Annotated in this window: 12 protein-coding genes and 1 pseudogene; 6 read left to right on the top strand and 7 right to left on the bottom strand. The window is 69.2% G+C overall.

What is annotated here, in order from left to right:
- Nucleotides 1-309: pseudogene (locus WAL33_RS01980) on the top strand (epimerase); the annotation flags it as partial.
- 73 nt (nucleotides 310-382) lie between these two features.
- On the opposite strand, the gene WAL33_RS01975 reads toward WAL33_RS01980, so the two are convergent.
- The 5 genes from WAL33_RS01975 to WAL33_RS01955 all read right to left on the bottom strand — a co-directional run bounded on the left by WAL33_RS01975 (nucleotide 383) and on the right by WAL33_RS01955 (nucleotide 3,534).
- Nucleotides 383-919 (bottom strand): YkgJ family cysteine cluster protein, encoded by a 537-nt coding sequence (locus tag WAL33_RS01975; RefSeq protein WP_422177967.1) that lies wholly within the window; start codon nucleotides 917-919, stop codon nucleotides 383-385.
- Complete coding sequence (locus WAL33_RS01970; RefSeq protein WP_422177965.1) at nucleotides 916-1,356, bottom strand: YkgJ family cysteine cluster protein; 441 nt, start codon at nucleotides 1,354-1,356, stop codon at nucleotides 916-918. Before WAL33_RS01970 ends, WAL33_RS01975 begins: the two co-directional genes overlap by 4 nt.
- Before the next feature lie 159 nt (nucleotides 1,357-1,515).
- Complete coding sequence (locus tag WAL33_RS01965; RefSeq protein WP_422177963.1) at nucleotides 1,516-1,860, bottom strand: VOC family protein; 345 nt, start codon at nucleotides 1,858-1,860, stop codon at nucleotides 1,516-1,518.
- Nucleotides 1,861-1,903: 43 nt separating this feature from the next.
- The gene (locus tag WAL33_RS01960; RefSeq protein ID WP_422177961.1) at nucleotides 1,904-2,563 is read right to left on the bottom strand and encodes a class I SAM-dependent methyltransferase; all 660 of its coding nucleotides are present in this window, start codon (nucleotides 2,561-2,563) and stop codon (nucleotides 1,904-1,906) included.
- 32 nt (nucleotides 2,564-2,595) lie between these two features.
- Nucleotides 2,596-3,534: a fatty acid desaturase family protein gene (locus WAL33_RS01955; protein WP_422177959.1), complete on the bottom strand. Its 939-nt coding sequence runs from the start codon at nucleotides 3,532-3,534 to the stop codon at nucleotides 2,596-2,598.
- A 71-nt stretch (nucleotides 3,535-3,605) separates the two neighbouring features.
- On the opposite strand from WAL33_RS01955, the gene WAL33_RS01950 reads away from it, so the two are divergent.
- Entirely contained in the window at nucleotides 3,606-3,947 is a 342-nt protein-coding gene (locus tag WAL33_RS01950) for a lysozyme inhibitor LprI family protein (protein WP_422177957.1), read from the top strand.
- A 43-nt stretch (nucleotides 3,948-3,990) separates the two neighbouring features.
- Here the strand turns inward: WAL33_RS01950 and ubiA are convergent, their stop codons facing one another.
- Nucleotides 3,991-4,929: a 4-hydroxybenzoate octaprenyltransferase gene (ubiA, locus tag WAL33_RS01945; RefSeq protein WP_422177955.1), complete on the bottom strand. Its 939-nt coding sequence runs from the start codon at nucleotides 4,927-4,929 to the stop codon at nucleotides 3,991-3,993.
- Nucleotides 4,930-5,082: 153 nt separating this feature from the next.
- On the opposite strand from ubiA, the gene WAL33_RS01940 reads away from it, so the two are divergent.
- The 3 genes from WAL33_RS01940 to WAL33_RS01930 all read left to right on the top strand — a co-directional run bounded on the left by WAL33_RS01940 (nucleotide 5,083) and on the right by WAL33_RS01930 (nucleotide 7,583).
- The gene (locus WAL33_RS01940) at nucleotides 5,083-5,331 is read left to right on the top strand and encodes a hypothetical protein (RefSeq protein WP_422177953.1); all 249 of its coding nucleotides are present in this window, start codon (nucleotides 5,083-5,085) and stop codon (nucleotides 5,329-5,331) included.
- 113 nt (nucleotides 5,332-5,444) lie between these two features.
- Complete coding sequence (locus WAL33_RS01935) at nucleotides 5,445-5,735, top strand: DUF454 family protein (protein WP_422177951.1); 291 nt, start codon at nucleotides 5,445-5,447, stop codon at nucleotides 5,733-5,735.
- Between the two features lie 57 nt (nucleotides 5,736-5,792).
- Nucleotides 5,793-7,583, top strand: a complete 1,791-nt coding sequence (locus tag WAL33_RS01930) for an ABC transporter ATP-binding protein (RefSeq protein WP_422177949.1) — start codon at nucleotides 5,793-5,795, stop codon at nucleotides 7,581-7,583.
- Here the strand turns inward: WAL33_RS01930 and WAL33_RS01925 are convergent.
- Nucleotides 7,580-9,349: a DUF4153 domain-containing protein gene (locus WAL33_RS01925; RefSeq protein WP_422177947.1), complete on the bottom strand. Its 1,770-nt coding sequence runs from the start codon at nucleotides 9,347-9,349 to the stop codon at nucleotides 7,580-7,582. The genes WAL33_RS01930 and WAL33_RS01925 overlap by 4 nt on opposite strands.
- A gap of 134 nt (nucleotides 9,350-9,483) precedes the next feature.
- Here WAL33_RS01925 and WAL33_RS01920 point away from each other — a divergent pair.
- Nucleotides 9,484-10,795, top strand: a 1,312-nt coding sequence (locus WAL33_RS01920) for a UbiD family decarboxylase (RefSeq protein ID WP_422177945.1), incomplete at its 3' end; no start/stop codon positions are given.

Genomic DNA, 10,795 nt, shown 5'->3' with positions numbered 1-10,795 from the left:
CTGCCCGCCGGCGCGATCGCCGCGGCCAAGGCCCCGGCCGCCCGCGGCAAGGCCTATGACCTGGTCGGCGGCGAGACCCTGACCTACCGCGTGATGGCCGAGCGGATCTATGCGGGCCTGGGCCGTCGACCGGCGATCCTGTCCCTGCCGGCCTGGCTGTTTCGCCTGCTGCTGACCCTGGCCAAGCCGTTCTATCCCGGCGCCACGGCGACCATGGGCGACCGCATGGCCCAGAACCTGACCTTCGACGACGCCCCGGCGCGAGCCGACTTCGGCTGGAGCCCCAGGGCGTTTCGGCCGAAGTTCTGAGAGGGGCGGCTAGGTTCAGCGCTTCGGGCTGCTCGGCCGATCCTCTAACTCTCTACATTCGTCATTCCCGCCCCTAAGCGTCGCTCAGCACCATGGCGAACGGGACCCTGTGGCCGTCCTTGTCGACATAGCCGCTGACCAGCTTGTGGTCGGGATTGAGCACGCCCAGGTCGACGTCCTCGGTGGGGAACATCACCACCCGGCGGTCGCCGATGCAGATCAGCAGCTCGTAGCCGTCATAGGCCCGCTGCGACATGGCCTTGAGGCGTGAATAATAGGGCTCGCGCTTCCACGAGGCCGGCTTGCCCGGATCGACCACCACGTTCAGCCGCTTGCCGTCGCGGTCGGGATACATCAGGAAGCCGGCCTTGTCGGGCCGCCAGGCGCCGTCCAGCTTTTCCGAGGTCAGCCACAGGCAATGGAAGCTTCGACAGGCCTGGGGGCGGCCGTCGTAGTCGCCGCAGCCCGAGCCTTTGCGGAACACCCCGCACCACTGGCCGGCCGGCTTGGCCAGTTCGCTGATGTGCAGGACCTTGCAGCACATGCCGCAGTCGCCGCACGACTTGGAGGGGGCGGGGGAAAGAACAGGGGCGGGGGCTGCTTCGCTCATGCCGGGATCTCGCGCACCAGGCCGTAATCGACGTCGCGGTCGGGCAGGATCTCCCAGCCGCGCCCGCCGACCAGGACGTTGAGGGTCAGGCCCTTGTCCGCGCCGCGCGCCGCCGAGGCCTTGAAGGTGTCGTAGTACGGCGCGCGCCGCCAGGCGTCGGGCGAGGCCGGATCGACCTCGACCACCAGGGTCTGGCCGCCGTTCTCACGGTGCAGGACGAAGCGCGCGCGGTCGGGCCGCCAACGGTCGTCGAGATTAGGCGCGTCCAGCCAGTAGCAGGCATAATCGGCGCAGGCCTTGGGCCGGTCGGCGTAGATCCCGCAGCCCGCGCCCTTGCGGAAATGGCCGCACCAGACGTGCGGGGCCTTGTCGATGGCGGCCACGCCCATCAGCTTGCAGCACATCCCGCAGTCGCCGCAGGTTCTTGCCTGGTCCACCGTCCGCCGCCCTGTAAATCGTCCGGAGACGGATTTATCGCGGTTTCGTGACGGTTTTTCTGTCGGGCTGCCGGGGACAGGCCCTTGCGGCGTGTCCCCGTCGGCAGGCTCGGCGCTTGAACATGGGGACACGCCGCAAGGGCCTGTCCCCGGCCGCGCCTAGCCTTCGCTCCACACCGCCAGCTCGTTGCCGGACGGATCGGTGAAGTGGAAGCGGCGGCCGCCGGGGAAGCTGAAGATCGGCCTGGTGACCACGCCCTTGGCCGCCGTCACCTTGGCCAGCATGGCCTCGATGTCGTGGGCGTAGAGCACCACCAGCGGCCGGTCGGTCGAGCCTTCCTGCGGCGTGGCGAACCCGCCGTCGGCGCCCTGGCCCTCGAAGGCCGCGTAGTCAGGGCCGTAGTCCGTGAAGGCCCAGCCGAACGCGGCTGTGTAGAAGGCCTTGGTGGCCGGCAGGTCGCCTGCGGGCCACTCGATATAGTCGATCTTGCCGTCTTCGCGCATGGTTGCGCCTCCGAAGTTGTTCTCTTTATGTTCTAGATGGCCGTCACGGCAGAGTCCAGACGCTGGTGCGCTTGACGGCCATGTCCTCCAGCTCCCGCGTGGTGGGCACCTGGTATTCGGCCAGCTTCACCAGCCCGTCCTTGGGGAAGTAGGTGCGGCCCGGATCGCCGATCAGCACGCTGGCCCCCGCCGCGCGGCCCTGACCCAGCCAGGCCATGACGGCCTGCGCCATCGGGCGCTCGTAGCAGATGTCGCCGGCCAGCAGCACGTCGGCGGCCGGCGGCGGGGCGTCCAGCAGATCGACTTCGGTGAAGGTGATCGACACCCCGTTGGCCGCCGCGTTCAGGCCGATCGCCGCCTCGCAGAACACGTCGATGTCGGCCGCCAGCACGCTGGCCGCGCCGGCCTTCATGGCGGCGATCGCCACCAGGCCCGAACCGCTGGCGAAGTCGATGACCCGCTTGCCCGCGACGATCTCGGGGTTGTCGAGGACGTAGCGCGCCAGGGCCTGGCCGCCCGCCCAGGCGAAGGCCCAGAACGGCGGCGGCAGGCCGATCTCGGCCAGGGCCTCCTCGGTCAGCTTCCAGATCGGCGTGATTTCGTCGGCCAGATGCAGCGCAAGCTCCGGCGTGTGCGGCGGGGCCTGCAGCCGGGTGTTCTCCAGGATGAAGGCGCGGCGGCCGGTCAGGGAGGCTTCGATCATGGCCGCCTTAGAGCACGGCCCGGCGTCGGTCCCTAGGCCGGGACGCGGCTGGACGCCGCCTTCAGCACAGACAGATAGCCCGGGGCGGTCAGCATGCCGTCCGTCCGGCCCTTGGCGACCAGCAGCCGATGCGCCTTGGGCAGGTTCCAGCACGGCATGTGCATGAACAGGTGGTGCTCGGCGTGGAAATTGACGTGATAGGGCGCGATCAGAGCCCGCTCGATCCAGTTGGCCCGGGTGGTCCGCGCATGACGGAACGGGTCGGGCTCGTCCTTGGCCACCAGGGCGTGCTCGGCGATGTTGCGCAGCCGGGTGACCAGCGGAAACCAGGTCGCCATCGGCACGATCCACAGCGCCAGCCAGGCCCACCACAGGCCCATGGCGCTGAGCACGACCAGCAGGCCCAGGTTCCACAGCAGGAAGGGCTTTTGCCGCGCGACCTCGCCGCTGAAGACGCGGTGGGGCTGGTCCGCCCTCAGCTTGCCCAGCAGCGGGCCGAACCTCTGCTTGAAGAAGGTCTGGCCGGTCAGGTCGCGGACGATCTTGCGGCGCAAGCTGGCGCGGGTGGTGGGGAACGGCGCCGACAGCACCAGGTCCGGATCCTCGGCCTGCTGGGCGTATTTGTGGTGGGTCAGGTGATAGGGCCGGTACTTGGCCAGGGACGCGCCGGTCGGGGCGGCGCACAGCCATTCGCCGACCCAGTCGTTGACCTTGAGATTGGGATGCAGCCCCCCGTGCGCGGCCTCGTGCATCAGGATGGCCAGGCCCAGCTGGCGCGCGCCGATCAGCATCACCGCCAGGATGTAGGTCAGCGGGTTGGGCCAGATCACGAACATCGCGCCGGCCGCGATGATCACCGCCCAGGCGTGGGCGACCATCGCCAGGCCTTTCCAGGACGAGCGCGCCGACAGCGGCGCCCACTCCTGGGGCGTGAACAGTTCCTGAGGCTTGATGCGAGACGCGACGGCCATGGAACCCATCATGCCACATTCAGCTTCCGGCTTACAGAATGACCCGACGTCACGCCCCCTTGGAGACCACCATGCGCCTGCTCCTGACCGCCCTCGCCCTGACCTTCGCCGTCCCCGTGGCCGCTCAAGCCGCCAGCTACGACTGCGCCAAGGCCCGCGCTCCGGACGAGAAGGCGATCTGCGCCAACCTGGCCCTGAACGACAAGGACGTGCGGATGGCGCTGCTCTACGACATCAACAAGCACACCCTGGCCATGGGCGGCCGTGGCGCGCTGATGGACGATCAGCAACAGTGGTTGCGCGATCGCCGAAAGTGCGGGGCCAACCGCTCTTGCCTGAACCGCGCCTACGACCGCCGGCTGGGCGAACTGGAGCGGAGCATGGAGCGGATCTATCGCAACGGGCCGTTCTAATCCTCCCCCTCTGGGGGAGGTGGCCCGAAGGGCCGGAGGGGGCCTAAAGCCCCGGCGGCTTCCACATCCCCGCCGCCAGCGCCAGGAACAGCACCGCGCCGGCCTGGGTGTTGGACTTGAACAGGGCCAGAGCCCCGGCCGGATCGTCGATCCGCAAGGCCGCCGCCTGGCGCGACAGGTGGACGGCGAACAGGGCGGCCAGGGGCAGGAACAGCGGTCCCAGCCCGCCGACCCAGGCCGCCGCGATCGCCAGCGCGAAACAGGCGACATAGAAGGCCAGCACGCCGACCTGCGTATGCTGACCCAGCCGCCGGGCCGACGATTTCACCCCGGCCAGGGCGTCGTCCTCGATATCCTGGATGGCGTAGATCGTGTCGTAGCCCAGGGTCCAGAACAGGCCCGAGGCGTAGAGCAGCACGGCCGCCCCATCCAGCCGATGGGTGGCGGCCGCATAGCCCAGCAGCGCGCCCCAGTTGAAGGTCAGGCCCAGCCAGGCCTGCGGCCACCAGGTGATGCGCTTCATGAACGGGTAGGCCGCGACCAGGGCCAGGGAGGCCACGCCCAGGCCGATGGCCAGCCAGCCCAGGCACACCAGGATCCCGAAGCTGACCAGGCAGCAGCCGACGACGAACGCCCAGGCCTGCTTGACGCTGATCAGGCCGGCCGGGATCGGGCGCAGGGCCGTGCGGCTGACCTGGGCGTCGAAGTCGCGGTCGACGATGTCGTTGAAGGCGCAGCCGGCCGCCCGCATCAGGGCCGCCCCGGCGAAGAAGGCGATCAGCAGCCAGGGATTGGGCCACTGCCCCTGCCCTGCCGCCGCCAGGGCGATGCCCTGCCAGCCCGGCAGCATCAGCAGCCAGATTCCCGTCGGCCGGTCGAAACGGCCCAGCTTCAGCCACGGCCGCAGGGCCGGCGGCGCATGGCGGTCGACCCAGTTGCCGGCGGCGGCGTCCGGCAGGACGGCGGTGGACGTGTCGTTCATGGGCAAGGCTTAGCCCTCGCCTCCCGCCTCGCGCAACCGTGTCGAACCGAGACCATAGAGTTATCCGATCTCGGTCCGAAAAAGGATCAATTGGATTGATCGGTCGCCGAGGCCCAGGGTGACCTCCGCACCGCGCTTCGAAAGGTTTCCGCCATGCCCCGCCCGCCCATCGCTCTTCTGGTCGATCGCCTGGAAGCCTGGACCTTGCTGGCCCTGGGCCTGGCCGCCGGGATCGTGCTGCCGCACCCGGTCACCACCGTGTTGTGGACCGCCGCGGCGCGAGCCTTCGAGCGGGCCGGAGATGTCGGCATGGTGGCGCGGCTGACCTCGCTGACGAAGTTCGGCGGCCGCATCGACGCCAGGCTGCACGGCGACACGCTGGGCCACTTGCGGTTCGCCTAGGGTCCTGGGCCTGGCTGCGCACCGCGCGGGCGCCAGGCCACGCCCTCCCCTGTGGCAGGGCTTTCCGAAACGGCCCTTCCCGTGCGGGGTTTCATCCCCCACATTCGCACCGCATGACCGATGCTCCCCGCCCGCCCCGCAAGCGCCTGTCCCGTCCGGCCCACTGGGCGCTGGACAGCCTGGGCGCGGCGCTGTTCGCCACCGGAACGGTCGGCCTGTTCGTGCCGTACATGCCGACCACGGTGTTCTGGATCGGGGCGGTGATGTGCTTCCTGAAGACCCGGCCCCACGCGGTGCGGCCGTTACTGCGCACCCCGATCATCGGGCCGGCCATCCGCTGGTACCTGCGCTGGCGGCCGTTCGGCGGATCGCGGCGCCGAGGCAACAGATCGCGCAAGCCCTAGACCGAGGCTGAACCTCGGCTCGCCTCGAGGACGCAGAGCGCCTATCTACCCTGCATCATGACCGACCACATCGACGAGGATGACCACGGCGAACGCCGCCGCGCCCTGAGCAACGCCAGGGTGATGGGCTTCATCGCGCGCTTCTGGCTGCGCCGCAAAGGCCTGTTCTTCGCGGGCGTCGGCCTCACCCTGCTGGCCATCGGCTTCGACGTGGCCCTGCCGCAGGTCTCGGGCTGGCTGGTCGACGCGATCGGCCAAGGCCCATCGGCCGTCGACACGGTCTGGAAAGCCTGGGCGGCCTTCGTCGGGGTCTATCTGGGCTTCTCGCTGATCCGCAACCTGGCCATGCGGTTCTGGATCCCGCTGGCCGCGCGCAACATGGAGGAGATGACCAACGAGGGTTACGCCCGCGTCCAGGCTTTCTCGTCCGACTGGCACGCCGACAGCTTCGCCGGCGCCACGGTGCGCAAGCTGACCCGGGCCATGTGGGGCTATGACAGCGTCACCGACGCGGTGACCATCTGGCTGGCTCCCAGCGTGATCGTGCTGGTCGGCCTGTCGGTGATGCTGATGGTTCGCCAGCCCCTGGCCGGCGCCGTCGCCCTGGCGGTGGTCGTCGCCTATATCGCCGTCAATGTGGTGGTCACCACCCGCTATGTCCGCCCCGCCAACCTGAAGTCCAACGCCCTGGATTCCAGGATGGGCGCCAGCCTCGCCGATGCGGTGACCTCCAACCCCACCGTCAAGAGCTTCGGCGCCGAGGCCCGCGAAAGCGCCCAGGTCGCCCTGGTCACCGCCGCCTGGCGCGAGGCGGTGATGGTCACCTGGCACAAGTTCACCAATGTCTGGCTGGGCCAGAACCTGCTGCTGGTGGTGCTGCAAGGCGGGCTGACGGCGGCGATGATCCACGCCTGGTCCAAGGGAACCGCCACGCCCGGCGACGTGGTCGTGGCCATCACCTCGTTCATGCTGATGAGCGGCTATCTGCGCAACATGGGCGAGAACATCCGCATGCTGCAGAAGGGCCTGGACGACACCGAGGACCTGGCCGCCTGGCAGGACCTGACGCCGCAGATCGCCGACCTGCCGAACGCGCCCGACTTCGTCCGCGGTCCGGGGAAGATCGTCTTCGAGGACGTGACTTTCCGCTACAAGTCGGCCGGGGCTGCGCTGTACGACCACTTCTCGCTGACCATCGCGCCGGGCGAGCGCGTGGCCCTGGTCGGGCCGACGGGCTCGGGCAAGTCGACCTTCGTCAAGCTGGTCCAGCGCCTGCACGACCTGCAGGGCGGACGGATCGTCATCGACGGCCAGGACGTCGCCCAGGTGACCCAAGGCTCGCTGCGCCGGGCCATCGCCGTGGTGCCGCAGGACCCTGCCCTGTTCCACCGCACCCTGCGCGAGAACATCGCCTACGGCCGCCCCGACGCCACCGAGGAAGAGATCGTCGAGGCGGCGAAGAAGGCCCGCGCCCACGACTTCATCCTGCGCCTGCCCCGGGGCTACGACACCCTGGTCGGCGAGCGCGGGATCAAGCTGTCGGGCGGCGAGCGCCAGCGCGTGGCCATCGCCCGCGCCTTCCTGACCGACGCGCCGATCCTGGTGATGGACGAGGCCACCTCCTCGCTCGACGTCGAGACCGAGGGCCAGGTCCAGGAAGCCGCCGAGGCCCTGATGCACGGCCGCACGACCATCGTCATCGCCCACCGCCTGTCGACCGTGCGCGGCGCCGACCGCATCCTGGTCTTCCAGAACGGCCGGGTGGTCGAGGAGGGCCGGCATGGGGAGCTGAAGGCGGCGGGCGGGGTCTATGCGCGGCTCAATGCGGTGAGCGAAGGGGTGGGTTAGGGCTTGGCGTGGAGTACGACCACCTCGTCCGTCTCCCCGCCCTTGGCGCAGGACGGCGAAGGATCGATTCTCATCCGCTTGCCGCCGATGACCAGGTCCTGGGCCGGCGGGGACGGGGCGACATGGACGTCTCCGGCCTCCAGCGCCTTGTCGACATCCCCGCAGAACGCGGTGGTCTCGGCCGTCTTGGTCCAGACGCCGGCCGCATCGGCCTTGAAGATGTCGAAGGTCCGGCCGTAGGACAGTAGCACCTCGGCCACGCCGTCGCCGTCGGTGTCGGCCAACACCGCCTCGCACTCCGCGTAGCCCGGAAGGCAGTTGGGTTCGTCCTCGGCGTTCCAGGCCTGATCGACGAAGCTTTTGGGCAAGGCCTGGCCCTTCGGATAGACCTTGGTCTTCGTGAAGCGATCGGGGCGCGCGGTCTGCACCGGCTGATAAGGCCTGCTGTCGAGCCTCGCGACCCAGACCGCCTTTCCCTTGATGACGGGATTGGGATCGCGCTGGAGGACGTCCAGGGCTTGGTGACCGAAAAGGCCGTCATCGAAGCGCAGGGCGAGGTAGTCAAACGCCTCGGCTGAAACCTTGCCGCCATGCAGCCGCTTCATCTGATCACCCACCGACAACCGCCTCGGATCAGCAACCGGCGTGCACAGCGCCAGCAGCACCACGATCACCGCGAAGGCCATGGCGATGTTGGTGACCTCCAGGGCCTTCATCCAGGCGCCCGGCCGCACGGCGGCTACCGTGTAGCCGAGCGCGTATCCCGCCGCGACCAGCACGCAGGCGCCGGCGATGATCCGGTCGGGGCTGAGTCCGTACTGGCCAATGCGCAGGGAGAGGCCATAGGCGGCCAGCACCGTGATCGGGACCAGCAGCACGCCCGCCAGCCGCGCGGCCCATTTCAGCACCACGGCGGTCTTCTCGGTCCCGTCCTGATAGGCGGCGTTGGCCAGCAGGATCAGGAAGGCGTCGGCGGTCAGCAGGATGGCCGTGGCGCTGCGGGTCTTCCACAGCGGCTCCAGGCCGGTGAACGGCAGGGTCAGCAGGAAGCCCGCGGCGATCAAAGCCATCAGCGGCAGCAGCCAGGCAAGCAAGGTCAGGGCCACGGTGCGAACCCCGCGCACCAGATTGGTCTGCACGTCGGTCAGTTGGACGGCGGCGGCGAACATCACGCAGGTGGCGGGGAAGGCGAAGGCCTCGTGCTTGATCAGCCGGTCGATGGCGTCGACGCCGATCAGCTTGAACAGGGCCGCGGCCAGGAACAGCAGCAGCCAGAACGCCCCGGTGAAGCCCAGCGACAGCACCGCCTGCACGCCGTGCTTCCAGGTGACGTCGAAATAGGTCGCGAAGCGCGCGATCCGCCGCCGCTCCATGTCGGCCGGCTGGACCAGGTGATGGCCGATGAAGATCAGGGCGGCGACGGCCAGGACGGTCTGCGGTCCCATGCCGTCGACGCCCCGGGCGGCGGGGTCGCCGCTCCACACGCCATAGGCGCCCAGGCCGGCGGCGACGATCACGGCCACGGCCTTCCAGACCGCCAGGGTGCGAAAACGCAGGGCCGAGACCCCGGCCAGCACGACGAACGGCGTGAACAGGAAGACCAGCAGCAGGGCCGCGAACAGCTCCCGCGAAGTGGCCGGCCAGACCTTGGACTTGTCGGCCTGATAGAGGCCGTACAGCAGCAGGCCCTGGATCAGGCCCGTGGCCAGGCGCAGGATCGTCGCGCGGCGGACGACGCGGGGATCGGCGGGGGCGGCGTCGGTCATCTTGCTGCAAACTCGAATGTCATGGGGCCAGAGATCACGCCGAGGGCGCGGCGCCTAGGTCGAAGCTTTTCGGCGCGACCTTGCCGGAGCGGGAGGCGGCCTCTAGGTTCCGCCGCGTTCAGGAGTTCCCCGGCATGGCCTATCGCTCGCTTCGCGAATTCATCGACGTCCTCGAGGCGAAGGGCGAACTGGTGCGGGTGACCGAGCCGGTCTCGACCGTGCTGGAGATGACCGAGATCCAGACGCGCCTGCTGGCCACGGGCGGGCCGGCGGTGCTGTTCGAGAATGTGATCCTGCCCGACGGCAGCCGCTCGCCGATGCCGGCCCTGGCCAACCTGTTCGGCACGGTCAAGCGCGTGGCCATGGGCGTCACCCTGGGCGGCGAGCCGCGCACCACCGCCGGCGAGCTGCGCGAGGTCGGCGAACTGCTGGCCTTCCTGCGCCAGCCCCAGCCGCCCAAGGGGCTGAAGGACGCCTGGGACATGCTCCCGCTCGCCAAGACTGTGATGGCCATGCGGCCGGGCACGGTGAAGAAGGCGCCCGTGCAGGAAGTGGTCCTGACTGGCGACGACATCGACCTGACCAAGCTGCCGGTCCAGACCTGCTGGCCGGGCGAGCCGGCGCCGCTGATCACCTGGCCGCTGGTGGTCACCAAGGGTCCCGGCAAGGACCGCGAGGACGACTTCAACCTGGGCATCTATCGCATGCAGGTGCTGGGCAAGGACCGCTGCATCATGCGCTGGCTGGCCCATCGCGGTGGAGCGCAACACTACGCCCGCCATAAGCGGGCCGGGAAAAGAGAGCCCCTGCCCGCCTGCGCCGTGCTGGGCGCGGATCCCGGCACCATCCTGGCCGCCGTGACGCCGGTGCCCGACACTCTGAGCGAATATCAGTTCGCCGGCCTGCTGCGCGGCGCCAAGGTCGATCTGGTGCCTGCCAAGACCGTGCCGCTGATGGTGCCGGCCCACGCCGAGATCGTCATCGAGGGCCACGTCCTGCTCGACGAATACGAGGACGAAGGCCCCTACGGCGACCACACCGGCTACTACAACAGCGTCGAGAAGTTCCCGGTCTTCCAGGTGACGGCGATCACCATGCGCAAGAACCCGATCTACCTGACCACCTTCACCGGCCGGCCGCCGGATGAGCCGTCCGTGCTGGGAGAAGCGCTGAACGAGGTGTTCATCCCGCTGATCCGCCAGCAGTTCCCCGAGATCGTCGACTTCTGGCTGCCGCCCGAGGGCTGTTCCTACCGCATCGCCGTGGTGTCGATGAAGAAGGCCTATCCGGGCCACGCCAAGCGGGTGATGCTGGGCGTCTGGAGCTATCTGCGCCAGTTCATGTACACCAAGTGGGTGATCGTCGTGGACCACGACATCAACGCCCGCGACTGGAAGGACGTGATGTGGGCGATCAGCACCAAGATGGACCCGGCCCGGGACATCA

The sequence above is a fragment of the Caulobacter sp. genome, assembly GCF_049283275.1.
Lineage (GTDB): Bacteria > Pseudomonadota > Alphaproteobacteria > Caulobacterales > Caulobacteraceae > Caulobacter.
The sequence above is the reverse complement of the archived record's forward strand: the minus strand, read 5'-3'. Positions and strand labels throughout refer to the sequence as shown.